Genomic DNA, 23756 nt, shown 5'->3' on the forward strand with positions numbered 1-23756 from the left:
AGTAGACGCGCCAGTCGCGCATGGTGAAGTAGGTGGATCCGTCCTCGTCGTGGCCGGTGTAGACGTACACGCGGCCGTTGTGGACGAGCGGCGCCGGGTCGGCGGTGTAGACGGTCTGCACGATCGGGTTGTCCGCCCTGGCCAGGGACGGGAACAGCATGGTCGCAAGAAGCAGGCCCACGGTGCACAGGACCGTGCGCAGAGCAGGTCTCACCTGTCGTCTCCCTCGGACACGTGTTTTACGGGGGGTGTTGGTGGCCCCGGACGTGGCGGGTCGAAGTTCTCGCCACGTCCGGGGCGGCTCAGGGGTGATCAGGAGGGGGAGCCGGTCCGGGCCGGTCGGCCCGCGCGCCAGGGCGGGCGGTGTGACGGTGCGGGTCTCATAGTGATCCTTTCGAGGGTGGACCTCAGGCCGGGGAGCGTGCGCCCGGGCCGGGCCTGTGTCGCGTCGTCAGCGCTGGTGGGGCAGGAGGCCGGGCCCGGTAGGGCAGCAGGCCCAAGTCGCCGTCGGAGTCGGCGAACTGTCGGCCAAGGGTCTGAATTTCACTGTGTGCTCCGATCTCATCCGACGCGGACGAGCTGCCACTGCTGGTTGGCGCCGTTCCAGTCGTCGTACTGGACGATGTTGGCGCCGTCGGCGGTGGAGGCGCCCTAGACCTCCAGGGCCTTGTTGCTGTCGCGGTTGATCAGGCGCAGGTAGCGTGGTCGAAGATGTCGAGGTGAGAGCCCATGAAGAACTGCCAGGAGTTGGTGTCGACGGTCGCCGCGGTCGCGGAGGGGGTGGCGAGGCTGAGCGGGGTGCCGGTGGGCACTACCGACGTGATGACGGCGATCAGCGCGCGCGGGCGGTTTCGCCTGGTGAGGCGCACGGTTCTCCTCTCAAGAAATTGTTAGCGCTAACATTTTGGTCATGACGTCACCCGGAAGGTGGCGTCCTGCCGGTCCGCGGCGCTTGACGAGGCACTGATCGGGTCGATGCGCAGCACGTTGCCCTGGTGTCGCAGGTGGTAGGTCGGGAAGTTGTGCGACCGGAACGAGGACCAGCCACCGTCGGCCAGCCCGGCCACGCGATGGAAGGTGGCGTCGGCGCGGAAGGTCGAGGAGTTGTCGTTGGGGTCCAGCTGGATGGCGTAGTTGTTGTGACGCAGGAAGCTGCCGGGAACGTTCACCGACTCGAACGACACCCCGGCGGAGTCGGCCAGGCCCGGCACCATGCGCCACAACTGGTCCTGGTGCGGGTCGAAGGGGTAGGGGTCGATGCGCCCGATCCGGTTGGCGTGCCGGACGAACTGGTCGGGGAGGTTGTAGGACTTCAGCCGCACCCAGTTGGGCAGGCCCCACCGGGAGACCAGGGCGTTGTACTCGGCGTCGGTGATCCCGGCGATGGACCCGTGCTTGGCGTTCAGCGGCGGGGTGTAGTCGCGCTGGTTCGCCGCCGTCCACGCGTTGGCGCCGATGTTGGAGGACGACCACAGGTAGTAGTCGTTGTTGACCGGGCTGAAGGAGTCGCCCCACAGGCGCCAGCCGCCGTCGTTGGTCTTCTGGAGCAGCGGCGCCTCGATGGCGTTGCCGATCCGGATCCCGCTGGTGTAGGTGGTGAAGCTGTTGGGCTGGCCCGTGGAGGAGCGGGCGCCGTAGAGGTTCCCGTCGTTGAGGTTCTTGTAGTAGAGGTACGTCGTCGCGCCGTCGACCACGATGTCGCCGTCCAGCACGTTGAAGCTGGGGCTGAAGAACGTCTGCTGGGCGCTGACCGACTGGAAGTCGCTTGTGTAGTTGACCGCCAGGACGTCCCGGCCGCCGGTGTTGAACGAGTAGACGATGCCGTACTGGCCGCGGGAGTTGTCGCGGAACACCGTGGGGGCCCAGGTGTGCCCGCCGGTGGTGTGCATCCGCAGGCGGCGGTAGCCGGTGAAGTTCGTCAGGTTGACCGAGTCCCAGACGTGCAGGTACTGGCTGGGGGTGCCGAAGTTGAGGCCCTTCAGGTCGGTGGCGACCACCACGAAGGTGCCGTCGGCCTTTCGGAAGACCTGCGGGTCACGCAGGCCCTGCTGACCGGCGGTCGGGGTGACGACGGGGTTGTTCTGGTTGAGGGGCGACCAGTTCAGGCCGTCTCGGCTGACCGCCAGGTGCAGGCCGTAGTTGGCGGCCGACTGGTTGGGGGACTCGGTGAAGTAGGCGAAGACGTAGGCGGTGTTGGCCGCCCACGCCGCGCGGGGAAAGGCGACCACGCCGGTGGTCGCCAGCGCGGCCGACGTCAGGACGGCCTTGCCGAACTGCCTGCGGTTCAGGGACACAAGCGTTCCTTTCTCAGGGGGGTTTACCGCTGTGGCGAGCAGATCCCGTCGTCCGGCAGACGACGAGACCCGGAGGGCGGTGTGGGATCAGGACACACCGCAGGTAGCGGATGGTGAGGAAGTGCCGGCGTCGCCGCCTGATCGGTCTGGAAGCCGACGCTCACCGGGGAGTCGGCGCACGTCTGGTCCAGGTCGCCGCTGCCGCAGGAGGGGCCGGGGTGCGGCGGAGCATGCCGTCGCCCGTCTCGCCACCGTCGGCCTTCGTGAAGCCGGGGGTGCTCCAGGCGCCGTGGAAGATCGGCGGCCCGTGGTTCTGGGCCTGCTCGGGCAGCCGCGACCTGCCCCGGCAGGAGACCTCGTTCATGGCGGCGATCACGTGCACGGCGATACGCCGAATCGGTTGCCGCACCTGATCACGCTCCTTGGATCCGGAGTGGGGAGGTCCGGCTCTTCTCGGCGGATGAGGTCAAGGGAGTGGTCATGCCGGCTATGCGGCCGGGGTGGACCTGGGCGGCGTCGAGGGGGTGACCGCTCTCGCGAGGTCCGGGCGGAGCGGCGTCAGGCTGTCGTCGGCCGACTCGACGGCTCTTTCTCGCCGACGGGGCATGCACGGGTGCGGGTGCTCCGGTGTGAAGGCGGACGGTGTGGCGGTGCCGAACGCCAGGGCCGGCGTCACGAGGACGGCCGCCTGCCGATGCGGCGAGCGGTCGGTGGCGGTTTCGTGACGGGCGGGCGTCGGGACGGAGGAGGCATTCGGTGCTCCTGGGCTGGTCAGAGGCCAGGAACCGGCCGCGAGAAATTGTTATCGCTAACATTTGAGATTCCAGATCTTCACGGCCTGCTCCTGAGGGGGGTGATGTCGCGGAGTACATCCGATCGGCCGATCGGCGTCAACGAGCTGCGACCCTCGCCGACCTGGGCATTGCCGCTGGTGGGCTTCACTGTCTGGATGTTCGTCCAGAAAGAGATCACCCAACGGCGCCTGCGCAAGTGAAAATTTCACAGAAGTTACGATTTGGCAACCGTAAATTTCAGACCGCATCCAGCCAAGTTTTCTGGACCTTGCTGTCAGGTGTGGCGGGCCTCCCTTCCGGCCGGGTTCCGGCGCTCACCGGATCGCGGCCGCTCCGCCTGCCGAGGGAAAGCGCCCGCCACGGCCCAAAGTGGCGACGACGGCCGTGGCCGGGAAGCGCACGGCATCGTGATACGCCCCTGACGTGACTTCGACCGAGCCGTTCCCGTCGCCGACTTAGCGCCGACTGCCGATCGAGGCGGGCGTCATGGGGTCGGCCCGCCTGGAAAGCCGCTTCGGCGAAACGGGTCGAACCGGGTGCCGGTCTTGTCGTCCGTGCAGGCATGGCGGCTTCGGGGAGGGCCGAAATTCCTTCTGGATCTCCCGCAAGTTTCTGGTGCGTGAACGATTGACACCACCGTGTGGTTCGCCGCCGACTTCCGCGAGCGCATGATCGCCGAACGGCCGGTGATGCTGCCGGACGAGCCCCTGGTGAGCGTCGCCACGGCCGCCGCGGTGCTCAACCTCCCGCACTCCCACGTCATCGCCGAGGACCACCGCCGGTTCGACCTCGCAGTCGGTCTTGACGCTACCGCGCGGTACCGGAACGGGGAAGATCGCCCAACTGGACGGACCTCCGGATGCGGGGGATCACCTCGCCGGTCGAGGACATGGGCGTGACCTCCGCGGTCCTGGGGTCGCTCGATCAGTACGCGGGTTACAGCCGGAACATAACAGACATCCCATGTTCGAGCCAGAAGCCGGCTCGCCGCAGGGCAGACATGAGCTGCATGTACACGATGTGTTCAGTAAATGTCCGAATAAAGCATCATGTCGGCGAGATTTTGCTTGAGGGTCTAGACATGCGGCGCTGAGAGGATTACAAAGACATCCCATGTCCTTGTGGTGAAGGTCTCTTCACCTTCCGGAAACATCCGCTGGAGGCAGACTTTCATGCGCGCGTATCGCCAGGGCGGAACATCATGACGGAGCTGATCACCGCGGTCGAGGCCCACGACATCCGGTTCCTCGCCTCCCGGTACCCCGACGGCTCCGAGACCACGAACCCCGAGCCCGGCTGCTCGGCCGCCTACGTGATCGTGCGGACCTCCGGCGGCAGCGCCAACCTGCAGTGGCAGCCCGTCGGCCCGGGCAACGGCCGCTACCAGATTGTCAACCGCGGTACCGGCGCGGCCCTGCACGACATGGGCGGCACCGCCGAATCCCCCCTCGCCATGTGGGTGCTCAACGCCGACACCGACAACCACTTGACTTTCACCACGGTCTGAGACCTCCAACCGGCACCCGTACGTCCGACACGTCCACGGAACAGGCGGCGGCTTCACGCCGGCCTCCTGCCAAGGACGTCCGGATCCACCGGCGGCGAGGTCGACGACCTGACCGATCCGAGTTGCACTGAGTCCTCGAAAGGACATCTGATGTCTGATTCCTCGTATCACTTAAGCCGCCGGAGCCTGCTCGCCGCCGCTGTCGCCACCACGGCGGCGAGCCTACTCAGAGCCGATCCCGCCTGGGCCACCGAGGGCCCGCAGAGTTACACCCCGACGTGGGCGTCGGTGGACCAGCACCCGCCGGCCGCCGAATGGTTCCAGGACGCCAAGTTCGGCATCTACTACCACTGGGGCGTCTTCAGCGTCCCGGCCTTCGCCAACGAGTGGTACCCGCGCAACATGTACAACAACGGGTCCGGCGAGAACAACCACCATCGCAGCGTCTACGGCGAGCCGTCGGCCTGGCCCTACCACAACTTCATCAACGGTGCCCGGGACAAGGCCGGCAACTGGGTGCAGTTCGCGCCCCGGCTGCGCTCGGCCGGAGGCAACTTCGACCCCGGCGAGTGGGCGCAGCTGTTCGTGGACGCCGGCGCGAAGTTCGCCGGGCCGGTGGCCGAACACCACGACGGCTACTCCATGTGGAACAGCGGCGTCAACGAGTGGAACTCCGTCGCCACCGGCCCCCGCCTCGACCTGCTGCGGCTGCACGCCGACGCCATCCGGGCCAAAGGTATGAAGCTCCTGGTGGCCATGCACCACGCCTTCAACTTCACCGGCTTCTACCAGTGGGCGCCCCAGCAGTCCACCACCTCGCTGCGCAAGCTCTACGGTCAGCTCGACCGTGCCAGTGAGGAGGTGCTCTGGTACAACAAGCTCAAGGAGATCATCGACGGATACCAGCCCGACATCATCTGGCAGGACTTCGACCTCAGCCGCATCGCCGAGTCCCACCGCCTGAACTTCCTGTCCTACTACTACAACCGCGCGGTCGCCTGGAACCGCGACGTCGTCGCGACGTACAAGGACGGCTTCAACACCCGCGGCGAGGTCTTCGACTTCGAACGCGGCGGCCCCGCCGGGATCCAGAGTCCCTACTGGCTGACCGACGACAGCGTCTCCAGTTCCAGCTGGAGCTACACCAACGGCCTGGGCTACTACCCCTTCAGGGCGGTGCTTCACGCACTGATCGACCGGGTGAGCAAGAACGGGAACATGCTGCTCAACATCGCCCCGATGGCCGACGGGACCATCCCGGCCGCACAACGCACCCTCCTGTTGAACATCGGTGACTACCTGCGGCGATTCGGTGAGTCCATCTACTCGACCCGCGCCTGGGCATCCTTCGGCGAAGGCCCCACCCAGATGGGCGGAGGCACCTTCATGACACCCCGCGAGGGGACCAACGCGGACATCAGATTCACCCGTAGCAAGGACAACCGGGTCCTGTACGCGACGGTTCTCGGCTGGCCGGGAGACACCCTGCACATCACGACACTCGGCTCCAACCGGATCAACCTGAGCTCGCTGACCTCCGTACAGCTGCTGGGCGCGACCGCGGGCTCCTACGTCAACCTGCCCACCCGCTACCAGGACGGCGGCGGCCTGCACATCACGACACCGTCGTCGACCGCGCCCTTCTCGGCCCCCGCCTACGTCGTCAAGCTCACGTTCTCGGGCCCGATCCCCGCGCTGGGCGCGGGTCCCACGCCGACCGGCTGGGTCCGGATCGGCAACGTGGCCACCGGCCTGGTCCTGGACAGCGGCGGCAACGTCGCCTCCGGGTCGAACCTCAAGCAGTGGAACTACGACGGCAGCGCCAACCTGCAGTGGCAGCTCGTCGATCTGGGCAGCGGCTGGTACCGCATCGTCAACCGCGCCAACGGCATGGTCATCGACAGCTGGGGCGCCGCCAGCGGCGCCTTCTGCCGGCAGGCGTCGTGGAGCGGCAACAACAACCAGCAGTGGCGGCTCGACAGCCTGGGCAACGGCCGCCACCAGATCGTCAACCGCGGTACGGGACTCGCACTGGACAGCGGAGGGAACACGACGGCCGGTTCGTCGGTGAAGTTGTGGACACCGGTGAGCAGTCCCAACCTCGAATGGACGATCACCAGCGTCTGATTCCCGTTCGAAGGTGTCCGCCGACCCGGCAGGAAGCCGGGACGCTGCCGGTCGCAGGTCAGGCGGCCGGTCCCCGCGTCCGCGGGTGGGCCTTGACGGATGGAGGCCGGCCGCCGCGCCGAGTGGACCGTCCCCGGCGCATCGCCATGAGGTCGAAATGTTTCACACTTATGGTGTTAACGTTAACTAATGGCTTGAAGTTAAACCTTCGACGGACAGAATCGCAGGAGTACTTCATGGGACCGTGACATGAGAAGTTCTTGACATGAATGCTGTTAGCGCTAACAGTCTCCCTGGATCGCACGAGAGGAGCGCCGGGTGGGACCTGGCCCTAAACGTCATCCGCCCGTCATGGCGGACGTGGCGAAGATGGCGGCCATTTGTTCCGGAGCCCTGAACATCGAGCCGCCCCGCCTCTGACAGGCCGGGCACGCCCCGGTCACCGGCCTCCCCGCGGCGGGCCGGGCACGGCCGGCGTCAGCGACCTGTCCAGGACGTACTCCGCCTCGCCGGCCCGGAAGACCACCGACGCCCTGACGGGTACCTGGCCGGCCGGGGTCGCGAACGGCTCGGGGGCCGTGATCCTCCACGTCTCGGTGTCCGAGGCGCCGGGGGGCAGCGCACGCCTCACCGGCCTGCCGGCGCGTTCGGCCCGCCAGCCCTCGGGGACGGTGATCGAGACGGTCAGGCCGGTGGCCGGACGATCACCCAGGTTCTTCACCGTGGCGGTGACGATGATCGGGTCGCCGGCGCTCACAGGAGCCGGATCGGCCGCGAGGAAGGCGCCGACCGGGGGCCGCCGTGGGTCGGGGGCACCGCGATAGGGGCCGGTGGGGCCCGCGTTGTAGATCACCCGGCTGGCCTCGATCGGGAGGTTTCCGCCGGTGACGACGACGTTGCCGCGGACGACGTTGCCGCGGTCGCCGTCGGCGATGCCGGTGATGGCGGGGTTGGTCGTGTGGTTCCCGGTCAGCGTGAGGTCGCCGGTGTGGTTGCCGTTCTGGTTGTTGGCGTGCGCCCACTGCCCCGCGGTGCCGACGAACACGTTGTCGCTCACGCTCAGGTGGCGGGAGCCCTCGTCGAAGTACAGGCCGTACTGCCCGCTGTTCTCGCAGTAGTTCTCGTCGACGCGGCCGCCGGGTATCGCCGAGAGCGTGTAGATGCAGCCGCCCTCGGCCATCGTCCGCACGACGTCGCGCACGTGGTTGCCCACGACGCGGACGTCGCTCAGCGTCGTCGGCGTGTCGTGGATCGGCCGGAAGTCGTAGAGCCCCCGTTCGACGTAGTCGGGGCTGCCTCCCGCGTCGTTGGCGCCCCAGCCGTAACCGAGTCCGATGCCTATGTAGGGCATCTCGGAGACGTGGTTGTGCTCGATGGTCAGCCGCGTGACGTAGCTGGCGAAGATCGCGGCCTGGTCCAGGTATTCGAGCGCGGTCGCGTGAACGCGGTTGTCGCTGAGCACGATGTCGCTGTTGACCATGCGGGGGTCGGACGGGTGGTGGGCGTCGGGGCGTACGCCGCCGACCACGATGCCGCCGCCGGAGCTCGCGGTGAACGTGCTCCCCACGACCGAGACCCTGTGCGCGCCCAGTCCCACGCCGGTGGCGTGGGCGTCGGCGTCGTTGCCGATGCCGAGCCCGACGGAACCGAGGTTGACGAAGGTGGTGCCGACGAACTCGATGTCGTCCGCCGCCGACACCTGTACCGCCGCGGCCGCCTGCGCCCAGCCGTCACGGGAGGCCTCGAATCCCGCGCAGCCCGAGGAGCACGAGGTGAACGCGTCGGCCGGCCGGTGGGGCTGGACGCCGCTGACGAACACGCCGGTCTGCTGGTTCGCGTACCCGTCGGGCGAGCCGGGACGCAGCCACGTGGTGCCGGTGAAGGTCAGGCCCTCGAACCGCAGGCCGCGGGCGGGCTCGTCGTAGGTGCCGCCGACCTGGAGCAGGGATTCCAGCCGCGGCAGCTCGACTCGGGCGCGCGAGATGTCCTGCCCCGGGAGCGGCATGTAGTAGAGCGTTCCGGCCGTGGTGTCCAGGTACCACTCGCCGGGCTCGTCCAGGAAGCTCCTGGAGTTGATCAGGAAGAACGCCGGCGCGCGGAACGGAGTCTGGACGGTGTCGTAGCCGTAGGTGTTGTTGTCCCAGGCGGGCTGCCGCATGACGACCTCCGAGCCGGAGACGCTCCGCACCGGCGCGAACCGGTTGGTGAACGCCAGCGTCGCCTGGAAGTCGATGCGCCCCTGGTCGGGCAGGGCGGCCAGGTAGGCGAGGTCCGGGTTGTCGAGGGTGAAGCCGGTCGGGGTCAGCGTGATGTCGCCGCGTGCCAGCCTGATCCGCGCACGCTGTGCCGGGACCCCGTCGACGTAGAGCTGCCGGCTGTCGAATCCGGTGCCGACGTGGGCCCGGTAGACGCCCGTGGCCGCGCCGTCGGGGTCGTCGGGCTCCCAGCCGGTGACGGGCCGGGCGCCGCTCAGCACGGGCCTGGCTCCGGGCGCCGCCTTCCAGGTCACGGTGTGCCCGTTCCGCCCGGAGTCGGCGGCGCCGAGGCGCAGCGGCGAGGTCAGCCGGTGGGTCCCGTCCAGGAGCAGGACGGTGACGTCGCGGTTCCCCTCGGCCGCCGCCTCGCGCGCCCGCCGTCGCGCCTCCCCGAGGGTCGCCAGCGGCCGGCCCGTACCGCCCGGGCCCCTGTCGTCGGCTCCCTCGGCTCCGGTGGGCGCGACCACGATCGTGTGGCCCGCCCGTGGCGCGGCCGATGTACGTCTGGGCACGGGTGACGGACACACGTGCGTTCCCTTCTTCCGGTCCGGGATGCGGCATGGACGGTCGGTGCCGAACGGCGGGGCCTACCTCGGGGTTCGGCGCTGACCGTCCACGACCAGGGGGGTGAGCCGGCGCTGCTGCGCGAGGTGACCGTGATCGGCCACCGACAGCAGCCGCCGGCCGGCCTGCTCGGGCCGGACGCCGGGACCGTCGGCCGACGGGGTACCCGGCCGGCGGGTGAGCCCCCTGATGGCGGCCTCGTCGACCGTGAGGCCCAGGCCGGGCGAGTCTCCGAGGACGAAAGCGCCGTCCTCGACGCGCAGGTCGACGGAGACTCCGAGCGGTGGCCGCAGATCCTGCAGCTCGCTGGCCATGTGGTTCGGCACCGACGTCGCGGCGTGCAGCAGGCCGACCGGGACGTTGCCGATCGGGCTGACCGGCAGATCGTGGGCGTGAGCCAGGGCCGACACCCGCAGGAAGTGGGTGACCCCCCACACCGCGGCCGCCTGGACGATGTCGACGGCCCCCGCCGCCAACAGCGGACGGTACTGCTCCAGCCCGGTGAGGTTCTCCCCGGTGGCGACCGAGGCGCGGATCCCGCGGCCGACGACGGCGAGGCCCTCGGCGTCCCACCGCCGGACGGGCTCCTCGATCCAGGTGAGGTCGAGGGTGCGTTCGAGCTCGCGGACGTGCCGGATCGCCTGCTTGCGCGACCAGGCCTCGTTCACGTCGAGCATCAGGCCCGGCCGCTTTCCGCGCCCGGCCTCGGTCAGGACCTCCTGGACCAGCGTGAGGCGATGCCGGTCCCGCTCGATGTCGAGGCCGCCCTTGATCTTGGCCGCCCGCAGGCCGTGCTGGGCGTAGACCTCGTACACCGAGACGAACTCGTCGTCGGTCAGGCCGATGTCCAGTCCCGAGGCGTAGGCGGGAACCCGCCTGTCGCGCCCGCCCAGCAGGCGCCAGAGCGGTTCGCCGGCCGCCTTCGCCTTGATGTCCCACAGGGCGGTGTCGAGCGCGCCGATGGTCCCGAACACCGCGCCCGCGTGGCCCGCCTTGAAGGTCTGCCGCAGCATGCGGTCGTACAGCGCCGTCACCCCGCGCGGATCCTCACCCTCGATGGCGGCGAAGACGCTGTCGAGCTCCACGTGCGGCCCGATGCCGGCACCGGTGATCCCCTCGTCGGTGTCCACCAAGATGATCGACACCGGAACGACCCCGTCAGCGTAGACGCCGTTGGCGTCACCGACCGGGCGGTCCCATTCCTGGACCGTCGTCAAAGTGCGATACCCCGAAATACGCATGTCAGCCCTTCGTGGAACCGGCGGTGACCCCGTCGGCGATCTGGCGCTGGAGAAATAGATAGATCATCAGCATGGGCACGGCGGCGATCAGGACCCCGGAGGCGAAGGTGGGGATGTCGTCGGAGTACTGCCCGCGCAGCGAGGTGACCCCGACCATGAGGGTGCGGTGCTCGGCCGACGGCATCATCAACAGGGAGATGAGCACGTCGTTCCAGCAGAACAGGGTGTCGAGGATGCCGACCGACAACAGGGCCGGGGTGCCCATCGGCAGCATGATCCGCCGGTAGACGCCGTACGTCGTGTTCCCGTCGATCCTCGCCGCGTCGACGATCTCCGCCGGGATGGTCTTGTAGTAACTCGTCATCAGGAAGATGGTGAACGGCAGGAACTGCGCGACGTAGGCCAGGATCAGCCCCGGGTAGGTGTCGATGAGGCCGCTGTCCGCCATGACCCGCGCGAGCGGCACCATGATCACCTGAAACGGGATGAACAGCGCCGCGAGACAGCCCAGGAAGAGCAGCTTGGAACCGCGAAACCGCAGCTGGCTCAGCGCGAAGCCCGCCATCGACCCGAAGAGCAGCAGGAAGAACACCGAGATCGTCACCACGACGAGCGAGTTGGCGAAGTATCGCGCCATGCCGACGCTGGTCCACGCCGTGACGATGTTGTCCCAGTTCAGGGAGTCCGCCGGGGAGAACCGGTCGAGGACGTAGTCGCGCCGGGTCTTCATGGCGACGTTGGCGGTGAACACGAGGGGGTAGATCGTCGCCAGCGCGAGGAGCGCCATCGGAACGGCGGCCACCCACCTGCTCAGGCGTTTGCCGGGCATCAGTCCTCCCTTCCGGCGCGGCGGAGCACGCTGATCTGCAGGAGCCCCACCACGAGCATGATGAGGAAGAGGACCGTCGAGGCGGCCGAGGCGAGCGCGGGGCGGTTCATCTGTCCCTGCTGGATCCAGATGTAGTACTCCGGCAGGTAGGTGGACCCCTCGGGGCCGCCGCTGGTCATGACGTACAGCAGGCCGAACATGGACGTCAGCATCCCGATCATCGTGGTCACGAAGACGAACTGGATGGTGCGGGTCAGACCAGGGATGATCACGTGCCAGATGGTCTGGGGGAGTGACGCGCCGTCCATCCGGGCGGCGTCCAGCAGCGCGGGGTCCAGGGTGGCGAATCCTGCGAGGAACACCACCAGGGCCATCCCGAACGTCGCCCAGATCTGCACGCCGACCACCGCGAACATGGCCACGTCCGGGTCGCCGAGCCAGTCGACCGGGCCGGCGCCGAACACCGCGAGGACGGTGTTCAGCGAGCCGTCGAAGGCGAGCATGAGGTTGAAGATCGCGCCGACGATCACCGGTGAGAGCACGGCGGGGAAGAAGTAGACGCTGCGGAAGAACCGGTGGCCGGGCACGCGCAGGTAGATGAACGTCGCGAGCAGCCCGGGGATGGCCACCGCCACCGGGAGCAGCAGCACCAGCAGCCCGACGTTGCGCAGCGCGCTCTGGAAGGTCGCGTCCTGGAACATCTCCAGGTAGTTGTCGAGACCGACCATCATCCCGTTGCGCTCGCCGTCGCCCGTGAAGGAGAAGTTGACGCCGAGCAGCAGCGGCCACAGCCGCAGCGCCACGATGATCAGTAAGGCCGGAGCCACCAGGACGTAGGGCGCGAGGCGCTCGGAACGCAACCCGCGGGAGGTCCGCCGGGAGACGGTCCCGGTGTCGTCGGGGCGGGGCCGCCGCCTCGTCTCCTCCCCGCGGGCCCGCCCGGAACCGGCCGGGCGGGCCAACGGTGACGAATCTTGGATCGGCACGAGATCAGCTCGCCCGATCCGAGGCGGCCAGCTGCTCCACCACCTCGTCGACGGTCGCCGATCCGCTCAGGAGCTGCTGGGACAGCCTTCCCATCAGGTCCAGGGTCTTGGAGGACAGCGCGACATGCAGGGCGGGCTTGCCGTCCTTGAGCTGGGACACGAGCGTGCCGACGGCCGCGGGGCCCTGCGACACGTCGATCGTGGTGTCGGACGCGATCGCGCCGGCGTCGGAGTAGAAGGAGGTGAGGGCGTCGGTCGTGGTCAGCGACCGCACCATGTCGGCGGCCATCTTCGGGTCCTTCGCCCACTTCGCGACCGCGTAGCCGATGCCGCCGTCGTACGCGAGGCTCGGCGTGGTTCCGCTGGTGACGACCGGCGCCGGCATGACGCCTACCTTGTCGCCCCCCAGGAACTCGCTGAAGTCCTTCCAGTGCCCGATGTCGGACATCAGTCCGATGATGTGGGCGGCCTTGCCGGAGTTGAAGATCGTGAAGGCGTCGTTGAACATCGCGGTCGAGTTGGCCCCGTCGTTGTTCAGCTTCGCGTCGCCGGCGTCCTTCCACAGCTTGAAGATCTTCTTCACGTTGGGGGAGTCCCAGGCGCGCTTGCCGGCGATCCAGTCGTCGTACTCCTGCGGCGTCAGGATGCCCGAGCCGAGACCCGACATGAAGAACTGGATGCCGGCGCCCTCCTTGTTGCCGAGCGCGAAGCAGTTGGCGCCGGTCTTCTGCTTGATGGTGGCGCAGTCGTCGACGAACTCGTCCCAGGTTTTGGCGGGGCTCGCCGGGTCGAGTCCCGCCTTCTCGTACAGCGTCTTGTTGTAGTAGATCGGGTGGCCCTGCAAGGTCACCGGCGCGGCGTAGATCTTGCTGTCCTTGCTGAACGCGTCCCAGCCCGCCAGGCGCTCCTTGTCCTCGGCCACGTACTGGTCGAGGGGGAGGAGCGAGTCCACGCGGTCGCGGATCTGGCCGCCTCCGTTGAAGAGCATGACGTCCGGTCCCGTGCTGGACTGGATGGCCGCGCCCAGCAGGGTGTAGTACTGGTCGAAGGGCTGGGCCACGAACTCGACCGTGACGCCGGGGTGCTTCTTGGCGAAGTCGTCCTTCGCCTTCTGGACGTAGGAGGCCGCGGCCGCGTCACCGGACTTCCAGTCCCAGACCACGAGCTTTGTGACCTTGTTGCCGGACTCGCTCGGCGACGACGTGGGCCGGGTGGCGCTTCCGCAGCCGGCCAGGGCCAGTCCCGCGACCAGGAGGGCCGACCACAATGTTCGCTGCTTCATTGCTGTTCACTCTCCAGAGTGTGGCCGGGGTCACCCGGCCGTTGGTTGAGGCGAAACGTAATTCGTATGACGTCTGACGTCAATATGTGTGACATATACTGACGTCGAAATGTGGCGCCGCCCGCGGCACCGGAGGAGATATGACGACATCGCAGGAGTCGCCGCCGAGTGCCGCGCCCTCGCCGGCATGGGTGCGACGACCGGCCAACCTCGCCAGGGCGGTGACGGCGGAGCTGGTGGAGCGCATCGTCCGGGGAGTGCACCCCTCGGGCACGCCGCTGCCCGCCGAGCCCGCACTCTGCGAGACCTTCTCGGTGAGCCGGACCGTCATCCGCGAGGCGGTGAAGATCCTTCAGGAGAAGGGGCTGGTGCAGGTCCGCCAGGGCAGCGGCACCATCGTCACCCCGCCGACGATGTGGGACATGCTCGACGAGCTCGTCCTCGCGGCGACCATCGCCGAGGACGAGAGCCTGGCGATCCTCGACGACCTCGTCGTCACGCGGCGCGTGCTGGAGTCCGACATGGCCAACTTCGCCGCTCGCCTCGCGGATCGGGACACCGTCGACCGGCTGCGCGCGCTGGTGGACCGGATGGACGAGCTCGTGGACGATCATGTCACGTACGCCGAGCACGACCGCGCCTTCCACGACGTGATCATGCAGGCGTCCGGGAACCGTATCGCCCGGGGCGTGGTGCGGGCCCTGGAGAGCCAGGTCATCAACACCGCCCGCTACATGGGCCAGCCCCAGCGGGCCCTGTGCGTGGCGTCCAACCTCGGCCATCGCCGCATCTACGAGCGCATCGCCGCCCACGACCCCGGCGGGGCCGCCGAGGCGATGTTCAAGCACATCACCGACGCCTGGCTCGTCCGTCGCGGAGGCCCGGACGAGCCCGTGCGCCTGGAGCGTTGAGCGCGGACCCCGCCCGACCAGGACGCGGCGTCCGTAGGCTTCACTCTCATTCGACGAATCCGCCAGGCCCGGCCCGACGGCCATGCCTGTGAACCAAGTGGAAGAAGGCGTTTCGTGAAACTGTTCCGGGTGGGTTCGCCAGGCCAGGAGCGGCCCTGCGTCATGGGGCCCGACGGCAGGGCGCTGGACCTGTCGGCACTGACGGCGGACATCGACGGCGCGTTCCTCGCCGGGGGAGGCGTCGAGCGGGTACGTTCCGCCCTCGCCGAGGGCACCCTGCCCGAGGCCGGACCGTACGAGCGGATCGGCGCTCCGGTGGCCAGGCCGGGGAAGATCATCTGTATCGGGCTGAACTACTCCGACCACGCCGAGGAGACCGGCGCCGCCATCCCCGCCGAGCCGGTGGTCTTCATGAAGGCGCCCAACACGGTCGTCGGCCCCGACGACGAGGTCCTGGTGCCGCGCGGCAGCGTGAAGACCGACTACGAGGTCGAGCTGGCGGTGGTCCTCGGCGGCACGGCCCGCTACCTGTCCTCCCCGCAGGAGGCGGCGGACGTGATCGCCGGATACGCGATCACGAACGACGTCTCCGAGCGGGAGTTCCAGAACGAGCGCGGCGGCCAGTGGGACAAGGGCAAGTCGTGCGAGACGTTCAACCCGCTGGGCCCGTGGCTGGTCACGCCGGACGAGGTGGGCGATCCGCAGGCGCTCGGCCTGCGTCTGTGGGTCAACGGGCGGCTCCGCCAGAACGGCGGCACCAAGAACCAGATCTTCGGCGTTCATCATGTGATCTGGTACCTCAGCCAGTTCATGGTCCTGGAGCCGGGCGACGTGGTGAACACCGGCACTCCCGCGGGGGTCGCCCTCGGCATGGGCCCCGAGGCGTACCTGCGCGCGGGCGACGTGGTCGAACTCGAGATCGACGGCCTCGGCCGCCAGCGCCAGCGGATGGGACAGGCGTGAGAGCGGACGGAACGCTCGCCGGGCGCGCGGGACGCGGGCCAGGGCGGTGCTCCGGGCAGTGAGCTCCTGGACGCTTCCCGGGCGCGCGGGAACGCGCGGGAGGGGGCCGGCGCGGGAGCGCTCCCGGTGAGGGCGGCGGCTATGGGCGCGCGTCCCCCCGCGCGGGGCCGTCGGGGAGGTTCGAGGGCCCGGGAGCCGGGCGGGGCAGGCCCAGGGTGGTGATGCGCCGCACCAGGGCCTCGCGCCGCACCCGGACCTGCCTGCCGCCGTCGTGGCCGGCCAGGGTGGCGGCGCGGACCTCGGCGATGACGTGGGAGTGCGGGACGTTGAGCACCGCGGCGGCCGTGGCCACGCTCACCAGGGGCTCGTCGGGCAGCATCGCCAGCCGTTCGGCGATCATGCGCTCACGGAACTCGGCGGCGAACCACACCGTGGCGTCACCGATGCCGAGATGGAGGACGAGTCCTTCGCGTTCCAGGTGCAGCAGGAGGTCGTCGATGTCGCCTGGCGTGCTCATGCGGCGCTGTTTCCCTCGTGTCGGTGGTGTCGGCGGGGTGGGGGCGCCCGTACGGCGTTCCGGTGACGACGTCCCCCGGACCGCCCCGGACCGGTGGGTCCGTCCGGGGCGGTCACCCCGGCCCCGGCCTCGCGCGGCCGGGGCGTCCGGGCGATGGTCTTCGCCGGGGCGGCGGACCGCCCCGGCGAAGGGGTGAGACGCCCTGCTCAGCTGCGCAGGGTCCATTTCTGGCTGCTCGTGCCGGTGCAGGACCACAGCTGCACCTTGGTCCCGTTGGCGGTCCCGAAGTTGCTCGCCTCCAGGCACTTGCCGGACTGCACGCCGGTGACGGTGCCGTCGGCGTTGACGTTCCACTGCTGGTTGGTGCCGCCGTTGCAGTCCCAGATGATCACCTGGGTGCCGTTCGCGGTGCCCTGGCCGTTGGCGTCCAGGCACTTGTTGCCGTAGACCTGCAGCTGCTTGCCCGAGGTCTGGGTGAAGCGCTGGTTGGTGCCGCTGCCGCAGTCCCACAGCTGGACCTGGGTGCCGTTGGTGGTGGTCGCGTTCGGGACGTCGACGCAGCGGCCGGACTGGGTCCCGACGATCTGCACACCCTGCTGGGGGGTGCTTCCCTGGGGCCCGGCGGCCGCCATCACGGCCTGGGCGCCTGAGGGCCAGTTGCCGTTGGTGACCGTGACGTTGTTGTTGACGACGTTGCCGCGGTCGCCGTTGGTCACGTTGGTGCTGCCGTTGGTCGACCAGTTGCCGGTGACGGTGAAGTTCCCCATGTTCTCGGCGAACCAGTAGTTGGCGGTGGCCCAGGTGCCGGTGGAGGAGAAGACGTTGTTGCGGGCGGTGTAGTACCGCGAGCCCTCGTCGAAGTAGACGCCGAAGTAGCCGTTGGTCCGCAGGCAGTGGTTGTCGCTGATCAGCCCGCCGGGGTTCGCCGACAGCGTGTAGATGCACCCGCCGTCGTTCATCTGCTGCATGACGTCGTGCACGTAGTTGCCGGAGAGCCGGTTGTTGGACGCGGTGGTGGCCGTGCTGTAGCGCGGCTGGTAGTTGTACAGGCCGCGGTCGGCGTAGTGGTTGCTGCCGCCGGCGTCGTTGGCGCCCCAGCCGTATCCGATCGACATGCCGGTGTAGGGCATGTTGTAGACCTCGTTGTTGGTGACGGTGGCGGTGCTGACGTAGGTGGTCAGGACCGAGACGATGCCTCGATACTCCACGCCGAGGTCATGGATGCGGTTGTTGCTGACGGTGATGTTGCGGTTGACCATCCGCTGGTCGCCGGGGTGGTGCGCGTCGGCGCGCACGCCGCCGACCACGATGCCGCCGGCCGAGTTGCGGGCGATCTCGGAGCGGGTGACGGTGATGTTGCTCGCGCCCAGGCCGACACCGCTGGCGTGCCCGTTGGCGTCGTTGCCGATGCCGATGGCCGTCTGCCCCAGGTTGAAGAACTGCGAGTCGCTGAAGGTGACGTTGTTGGCGGCGGACACCTGCACGGCGGCGGGCATCTGGTACCAGTTCGGCCGGGTGGCCTCGAACTGCGGGCAGCCGTTGTGGCAGGAGGTGAAGGCGGGCCAGCTCCAGTTGCCGGCCATGTAGACGCCGGTCTGCTGGTCCACGTAGCCCTGGTTGCCGCTCGGCGCCATCCAGGTCGTGCCGGTGAACGTGACGCCGGTGAACGCGATGTGGTGCGCGGGCGCGTCGTAGGTGCCCCCGATGTTCACCAGGGACTGCAACTGCGGCAGCTCCACGCTGACGGTGCTCATGTTCTGCCCGGAGAGCGGGATGTAGAAGAGCTCGCCGGTCCAGGGTTCGATGTACCACTCGCCCGGCGCGTCGAGGAACTCGTAGGCGTTGCTCAGGTAGAGAGGGCCCGCCCGGTGCGGGCTGGTGAAGGTGTCGTACCCGAAGTTGTTGTTGCTCCAGCCGGGCTGCTGCATCGCGATGAAGTTCCCGGTGATGTTCTGCACCGACACGTACCGGTCGGTGAACGAGTTGACGCTCTCCATCTGGACCCGGCTCTTGTTGGCGAGGTTGTTCAGATAGCCCAGGGCGCCGTTGGTGAAGGAGAGGCCGCTGCTGTTCGCGGTGAAGTCCGCCCGGTTCACCTGGGTGCGGGCGCGGGTGGCGATGGCGCCGTTGACGTACAGCTGCCGGGTGTCGACCCCGGCGCCGACGTTGGCCCGCCAGATGTTCTTCCCGGAGTCGGCGAGCGACCAGCCGGTGACCGCCCTCGCGCCGCTGATCACGGGACGGGTGCCCGCGGCGGCCTGCCATTTGACCGTGTAGCCGTTGTTGCCGGAGTCGGCGGCGGTCAGCCGGAGCGGCGCGGAGAGCCGGTACGTCCCGGCGGCCAGCTCCACGACGATGTCACCGGACATCGTCCCGGTGAGCGCCCGCACCGCGGTCTGCGCGCCGGGCAACGAGCACGGCTGGGCGGTGGAGCAGGTGGTGCCGCTGCCGGAGGGGGAGGCGTAGAGGGTCGTGGTGGCCGCCGAGGCGGGGGAGACCGGCGCCACCAGGGCGGCCGCGGCGGTGAGCCCTATCGCGGCGGCTCCGGCCAGCATCAGCCTCCGCATCGCGGAGTACGAGAGTTCGAACACGGGACTTCCTTACGTGGGGGGTGGGGAGTGGTCGGCGGAGCGTCCCGCCGGAGCGGGTCCGGCGGGACGCTCCGGTCCTCGTGCCGCCCGGGGCGTGAGCGCGCCACACGCTCACGCCCCGGGGGCACACCCGGGGCGTGGCCGTCCGGGTGCGGACGGCGTGCTGGTCCCCTGGAGCGGGCGGGCACGTGAAAGTGCCCCCGCCGTGGAAGGGGACGATCCCCCGCCGGGACGTCGCTTCCCCGGCGAGGGATCCGGTAGGTGTCTCAGAGGTCGGGAAAGGGGGTCAGGTCCGGGTCCAGCGTTGGTTGGCTCCGCCGTTGCAGGTCCAGATGGAGAGTTTGGTGCCGTTGGCGGTGGCGCTGTTGGGGACGTCCAGGCACTTGTTCGCGCCGACGGCGGTGATGGTGCCGTCGGAGTTGAGGCGCCACTTCTGGTTGTTCTGGCCGTTGCAGTCCCAGATCTGTACCGCGGCGCCGTTGGCGGTGCTCTGGTTGGCCACGTCCAGGCACTTGTTGCCGTAGACCCGCAGTTCACTGGCGCCGGTGGTGGCCCACTGCTGGTTGGCCTGGCCGTTGCAGTCCCAGATCTGTACCTGGGCGCCGTTGGCCTGGGAGGCGCCGCTCACGTCCAGGCACCTGCCCGAGCCGACCCCCCGGATCGCGCCCGTGCCGGGCGTGGGGGTCACCGTCGGAGTCGGGGTCGGCGTGGGGTCGGGCGGCTGGGTGCCCCCGAACTGGGAGAAGAACCTCCACACCTCTCCCTTGGTCCAGGTCGTGATGCCGCTCTCGGAGTAGGTCCCGTCGACCGGGCCGGGCATGTGACCGTTGTCGAAGGCGGCCCACACGACCGGATATCCGGACCGGCACCCCGAGTAGGTGGTGGTTATGTGCGTCCTGCTGCCCGAGCCCGGCTCGGGCGGGTTCTGGGCGGTGCAGCCGTTGTTCCTGACGAACCTGTCGCGCAGCGACCGTCCCTGGGAGATGTTGAGCACCGAGTCGCTGATGCCGTGCAGTCCCATGTACGCGATGGGCTGAGAGCCGTCGCTGCACCCGCTGAGCTGAGCGCCGGAGTAGACCGCGACCGCGCGGAAGACCGTCGCCCTGCTGCACGCGAGCGAGTAACTCATGCCGCCGCCGTAGCTGAAGCCCATGGCGAAGCGCTGCGAGGTGTCGACGCACAGGGAGGAGTCGAGCAGCCTGTTCAGGTCGTCGACGAGGACCACGTCCTCGTTGCCGGAGTTGGCCCAGCCGTTGCCGATGCCCTGGGGCGCGACGAAGATCCCGTTGTTGTTCGACTGCTGCCGCATGCCGTAGAAGGACCAGGGGTAGCCGCTGGTGCCGCCCGAGTCGACGTCGTTCATCGTGCCGCCCCGCCAGTGGAACCCGAAGAACACCCGGTAGGGCGTGTTGTTGTTGTAGTTGTCGGGGAGTCTCAGGATGTAGGAGCGGGTCTTGCCCCCGCTCTGGATCGTGTGCGTGCCGCTCGCCAGCGTCGGGGCCTTGCCGCACCCGGCGGTCGGCGCGAGGGCGCGGGCCCCCGCTGACGACGCTGCCGCCGCGGTTCCGCCGACGCTGTTGCTCAGTGCCGCGTGACCCGTGGACAGGACGAGAAGTGCCGCGGCCGCGATCGCCCCGAGGAGGGACCTGCGCTTCGACATCACGTGAGTCCTCCTGCGGTTCGGATATCGGCACGTCTGGATGGGGACACCACTTGGTTCTCCTTCATTGGGGGGTGAGAGCCTCGGCCGACCGGCGTGGTGGCTCGACGTCGTTTCGCTGGTTTCGCGCCGAACACCACGTCTGGCCGGTTCTTGCCGGTGTCGCCGAACGACCGCGCTCTGGTCCGAGGCGGTCAGGCCACGATGCACGACCGCCGCGGAGTGCCCCGCTCCAGATGCGGTCCAGTCGAGAGGAGACGTCCGACAGGAGACGTCCCGGAGACTTAGCTACTAATTACGTTCCTCACGCCAAGGCGCGTCAAGACCTTAAGCCCACTTATTTCTGACTCCTCACAAGGGCGCCTTTGTCGGAGTGGGGAGTCTTCCGGGTATAAATGCAGTTAGAGGGCTTGATCCTTCTGTCTGCCAATTCAAGGATCCGGGCGATGCGGCAGATGTGTAGCACTCAATGCGAGACAGGTTGGGGAGGATTGATGCTGATCCGAGCCTCAGTTGGTCGTACTCTTGGGGAGGTGGTGGCAGGGAGGGAGCGGGCAGCGTGATCGATACTCCGCGTGCGGAAGGCGTATACCGGCCGGGCTACGAGGTGGCCGCGGAGCAGGTGCTGGAGTTGATCAGTCGGTTGCGCCTGATGCCCGGTGACCGCATGCCCACCGAGAACGAACTGGCCCGGCAGCTGGGCACGAGCCGGACCGTCGTGCGCGAGGCGGTGAAGATCCTCTCGGCGCTCGGCCGGGTACGCGCCCAGAAGGGGCGCGGCCTCTACGTCGCCGACGACGAGGGGATGCTCGGCACCGGACGCTGGGCGTCCTTCTTCCTGCCCACCGACCTGGACCACGTCTACATGCTCTTCGAGTTCCGGCGGGCCCAGGAGATGGAGACCAGCCGGCTGGCCGCCCGCCGCGCCACCCCGGCGGAACTGGGCGACATCGAGAAGTCGGCCGGGGTGTGCCGCTACGGATTCGACAACGGACGCGAGGATCTGTTCAACGAGGGCGACGACGCCTTCCACGCGGCCATCGCGACGGCCTCGCACAACATGTTCCTCCAGATAGCGGTACGGGAGGTCCGCCGGCTGCAGGCCCAGTCCAACCTCATCGGACTGCGCGGCTCGATAGGGGGGCACGCGGCCAAGGCCGTCGAGGAACACGACGCCATCTACCAGGCCATCCGCGCCGGAGATCCGGAAGCGGCGGCCCAGGCCGCGGCGACGCACATCGACAACACGCTGGACGACTACCGCAGGGAGATCCAGCAGCGCATCTTCTCGCCGGCCGACTGACTCCCCCGAGCGGATCACGCGGGTGGCACGGGTGGCGCGGGCGCGTCCCGGCACCACGCCGCCGGGACGCGCCCGGCGCCGTGGCGCCGGGCGGTCGCGGTGGTCGCGGTGGCCCGCCATGAGCGCCACGTCCGCTCGGTGGGGTCAGGTCCGGGTCCAGCGTTGGTTGGCTCCGCCGTTGCAGGTCCAGATGGAGAGTTTGGTGCCGTTGGCGGTGGCGCTGTTGGGGACGTCCAGGCACTTGTTCGCGCCGACGGCGGTGATGGTGCCGTCGGAGTTGAGGCGCCACTTCTGGTTGTTCTGGCCGTTGCAGTCCCAGATCTGCACCGCGGCGCCGTTGGCGGTGCTCTGGTTGCTCACGTCCAGGCACTTGTTGCCGTAGACCCGCAGTTCACTGGCGCCGGTGGTGGCCCACTGCTGGTTGGCCTGGCCGTTGCAGTCCCAGATCTGTACCTGGGCGCCGTTGGCCTGGGAGGCGCCGCTCACGTCCAGGCACCTGCCCGAGCCCACTCCCCGGATCGCGCCCGTGCCGGGCGTGGGGGTCACCGTCGGAGTCGGGGTCGGCGTGGGCGAAGGAGTCGGGCTCGCGCCGCCGTCGAGGCCGAGGAACGTGATGGCGTGGGAGAGCAGGCCGTCCAGCGGCAGGGAGTGGCCGTAGCCCGCGAAGCTGAACGCTTCGACGGGAGGCTGGGTCGTGGTGGCGCCGTACCGGGTCCGGGTCACGCCCGATCGGGGGGTGTCGGTGAACGCCGGTGTCTGGCCCACCCCGTGCAGGTTGGTCCACTGCTTGATCTCTTCGCCGAAGTTGGCGTAGGCGAGCGTGGTGTCGGTGTTGCCGTGCCACAGCTGCATCCGGGGGTAGCGGCCGGTGTATCCGGGATACATCGCCCGTGCCTGGTCACCCCACTGCTGCGCGGTCTTGATGAGGTTCCCGCCGGAGCACTGGCTGTTCCACAGCGATCCGTTGGTGGTGGCGAAGCACCCGGCGGGGACGCCGGAGAACGCCGCGGCGGCCGTGAACACGTCCGGATACTGGGCGGCCAGCACGTTGGTCATCATCGCGCCGGAGGAGAAGCCGCTGACCACGATGCGGGCGGGGTCGACGTTGTAGCGCTGCCGGGCCCACGTGGCCATGGACATGATCCCGGTGGAGTCGCCGCCGCCGTCGCGCCGCAGCGCGGCGGGGGTGGAGACGTCGAAGCACCGTCCCTCCCGGGTGGCCTCGGGAACCACGATGACGTACCCGTACCGGTCCGCCGCGGTCACGTAGTCACGCCCGACGCTGTTGAAGACCCCGCTGGCCGTGCCGGTGCAGTAGTGGACCATGACCAGCATCGCCGGGCGTGCCGCGACCCTGTCCGGCACATAGATGTACATGTTCAGGTTCGTCGGGTTGTTACCGAAGTTGGTCACCTGGGTCAGCGACGCGGCCGCGGCGGGCCGGACCGCCAGGAGCAAGCCCGCGATCACCAGGGGCAAGGTGACGGCCGCCAGTATGGCCCTGAGCCTTCGTTTCACGTTGTGTCCTTTCGATTGCCGGGGGTCTTCGAGCGCGCGTGCTCGGACACCCCCGGCGTCAGCAGGCGGATTCGGCCTGGGGGGCAGGCCGTGCTCCGGAGCGAGAGGATTTGTTAACGCTCACATCCGCTCGCCGATCTTTCCGGCCATCGCACGGCCGAGGGCGGGGCCAGGCGGAGATCCGCCGTCACCCGGGGATGAAGGCCGGCGGGTTGGAACCGGTGTGGGCCGGCAGGCCCAGGCGTCAGGGCTCCGACGGTTTCGACGATCAGCGGGATGACCTGGGCTTTCCGCGTGCCCGGGGCGGGCTCGGCCTGGTGCCGAGCCCGCCCGGGGCGGTTCCGTCCCGGTCCTGAGCGCGTGTCGTGATCGCGTTCACCCGGCGGGGTGTACGCCTTCGCGGCGGGCCTTCAG

18 protein-coding genes and 1 pseudogene are annotated in these 23756 nt (G+C 68.9%); 6 read left to right on the plus strand and 13 right to left on the minus strand.

Annotated features, from left to right (window positions below):
- The 4 genes and pseudogenes from ACFFRH_RS43170 to ACFFRH_RS43190 form a co-directional block, all read right to left on the minus strand.
- Nucleotides 1-214, minus strand: a pseudogene (locus ACFFRH_RS43170) (glycoside hydrolase); the annotation flags it as partial.
- A 472-nt stretch (nt 215-686) separates the two neighbouring features.
- Nucleotides 687-869 (minus strand): hypothetical protein, encoded by a 183-nt coding sequence (locus ACFFRH_RS43180; protein WP_386163918.1) that lies wholly within the window; start codon nt 867-869, stop codon nt 687-689.
- 39 nt (nt 870-908) lie between these two features.
- Complete coding sequence (locus ACFFRH_RS43185) at nt 909-2294, minus strand: glycoside hydrolase family 43 protein (protein WP_386163920.1); 1386 nt, start codon at nt 2292-2294, stop codon at nt 909-911.
- A 160-nt stretch (nt 2295-2454) separates the two neighbouring features.
- The gene (locus ACFFRH_RS43190; protein ID WP_386163922.1) at nt 2455-2703 is read right to left on the minus strand and encodes a hypothetical protein; all 249 of its coding nucleotides are present in this window, start codon (nt 2701-2703) and stop codon (nt 2455-2457) included.
- 447 nt (nt 2704-3150) lie between these two features.
- On the opposite strand from ACFFRH_RS43190, the gene ACFFRH_RS43195 reads away from it, so the two are divergent.
- From ACFFRH_RS43195 to ACFFRH_RS43205, 3 genes are all read left to right on the plus strand, one after another.
- Nucleotides 3151-3288 (plus strand): hypothetical protein, encoded by a 138-nt coding sequence (locus ACFFRH_RS43195; RefSeq protein WP_386163924.1) that lies wholly within the window; start codon nt 3151-3153, stop codon nt 3286-3288.
- A 1001-nt stretch (nt 3289-4289) separates the two neighbouring features.
- Nucleotides 4290-4595, plus strand: a complete 306-nt coding sequence (locus tag ACFFRH_RS43200) for a ricin-type beta-trefoil lectin domain protein (protein ID WP_386163926.1) — start codon at nt 4290-4292, stop codon at nt 4593-4595.
- Between the two features lie 150 nt (nt 4596-4745).
- Nucleotides 4746-6722: an alpha-L-fucosidase gene (locus tag ACFFRH_RS43205; RefSeq protein ID WP_386163928.1), complete on the plus strand. Its 1977-nt coding sequence runs from the start codon at nt 4746-4748 to the stop codon at nt 6720-6722.
- A gap of 439 nt (nt 6723-7161) precedes the next feature.
- On the opposite strand, the gene ACFFRH_RS43210 is transcribed toward ACFFRH_RS43205, so the two are convergent.
- The 5 genes from ACFFRH_RS43210 to ACFFRH_RS43230 all read right to left on the minus strand — a co-directional run bounded on the left by ACFFRH_RS43210 (nt 7162) and on the right by ACFFRH_RS43230 (nt 13879).
- Nucleotides 7162-9489, minus strand: coding sequence for an NEW3 domain-containing protein (locus ACFFRH_RS43210; RefSeq protein WP_386163930.1), 2328 nt, complete (start codon nt 9487-9489; stop codon nt 7162-7164).
- Between the two features lie 75 nt (nt 9490-9564).
- A complete protein-coding gene (locus tag ACFFRH_RS43215; protein ID WP_386163932.1) occupies nt 9565-10758 on the minus strand; it encodes a mandelate racemase/muconate lactonizing enzyme family protein in 1194 nt (397 codons plus the stop codon).
- 25 nt (nt 10759-10783) lie between these two features.
- Nucleotides 10784-11611 carry a carbohydrate ABC transporter permease gene (locus ACFFRH_RS43220; protein WP_386163934.1) on the minus strand — a complete coding sequence of 276 codons (828 nt, stop codon included), beginning with the start codon at nt 11609-11611 and terminating at the stop codon, nt 10784-10786.
- On the minus strand, nt 11611-12471 hold the full coding sequence (locus tag ACFFRH_RS43225; RefSeq protein ID WP_386163936.1) for a carbohydrate ABC transporter permease: 861 nt from the start codon (nt 12469-12471) through the stop codon (nt 11611-11613). Before ACFFRH_RS43225 ends, ACFFRH_RS43220 begins: the two co-directional genes overlap by 1 nt.
- Nucleotides 12472-12601: 130 nt before the next feature.
- Nucleotides 12602-13879 carry an ABC transporter substrate-binding protein gene (locus tag ACFFRH_RS43230; RefSeq protein ID WP_386163939.1) on the minus strand — a complete coding sequence of 426 codons (1278 nt, stop codon included), beginning with the start codon at nt 13877-13879 and terminating at the stop codon, nt 12602-12604.
- A gap of 140 nt (nt 13880-14019) precedes the next feature.
- Between ACFFRH_RS43230 and ACFFRH_RS43235 the strand changes: the two genes are divergently transcribed.
- Nucleotides 14020-14790, plus strand: coding sequence for a FadR/GntR family transcriptional regulator (locus ACFFRH_RS43235; protein WP_386163941.1), 771 nt, complete (start codon nt 14020-14022; stop codon nt 14788-14790).
- 114 nt (nt 14791-14904) lie between these two features.
- Nucleotides 14905-15753, plus strand: a complete 849-nt coding sequence (locus ACFFRH_RS43240) for a fumarylacetoacetate hydrolase family protein (protein WP_386163943.1) — start codon at nt 14905-14907, stop codon at nt 15751-15753.
- Nucleotides 15754-15892: 139 nt separating this feature from the next.
- Here ACFFRH_RS43240 and ACFFRH_RS43245 read toward each other — a convergent pair whose 3' ends face one another.
- From ACFFRH_RS43245 to ACFFRH_RS43255, 3 genes are all read right to left on the minus strand, one after another.
- Nucleotides 15893-16270, minus strand: a complete 378-nt coding sequence (locus tag ACFFRH_RS43245; RefSeq protein ID WP_386163945.1) for a helix-turn-helix domain-containing protein — start codon at nt 16268-16270, stop codon at nt 15893-15895.
- Nucleotides 16271-16476: 206 nt separating this feature from the next.
- A complete protein-coding gene (locus ACFFRH_RS43250; RefSeq protein WP_386163947.1) occupies nt 16477-18861 on the minus strand; it encodes a ricin-type beta-trefoil lectin domain protein in 2385 nt (794 codons plus the stop codon).
- A gap of 286 nt (nt 18862-19147) precedes the next feature.
- Complete coding sequence (locus ACFFRH_RS43255; protein WP_386163949.1) at nt 19148-20521, minus strand: lectin; 1374 nt, start codon at nt 20519-20521, stop codon at nt 19148-19150.
- Between the two features lie 559 nt (nt 20522-21080).
- Here ACFFRH_RS43255 and ACFFRH_RS43260 point away from each other — a divergent pair.
- On the plus strand, nt 21081-21824 hold the full coding sequence (locus tag ACFFRH_RS43260; RefSeq protein WP_386163951.1) for a FadR/GntR family transcriptional regulator: 744 nt from the start codon (nt 21081-21083) through the stop codon (nt 21822-21824).
- A gap of 144 nt (nt 21825-21968) precedes the next feature.
- Here ACFFRH_RS43260 and ACFFRH_RS43265 read toward each other — a convergent pair whose 3' ends face one another.
- Nucleotides 21969-23342, minus strand: coding sequence for an extracellular catalytic domain type 1 short-chain-length polyhydroxyalkanoate depolymerase (locus tag ACFFRH_RS43265; RefSeq protein ID WP_386163953.1), 1374 nt, complete (start codon nt 23340-23342; stop codon nt 21969-21971).
- Nucleotides 23343-23756 lie beyond the last annotated feature (414 nt).

This window comes from Streptosporangium vulgare, assembly GCF_042428775.1.
In the GTDB taxonomy this organism is placed as follows: Bacteria; Actinomycetota; Actinomycetes; order Streptosporangiales; family Streptosporangiaceae; genus Streptosporangium; species Streptosporangium vulgare.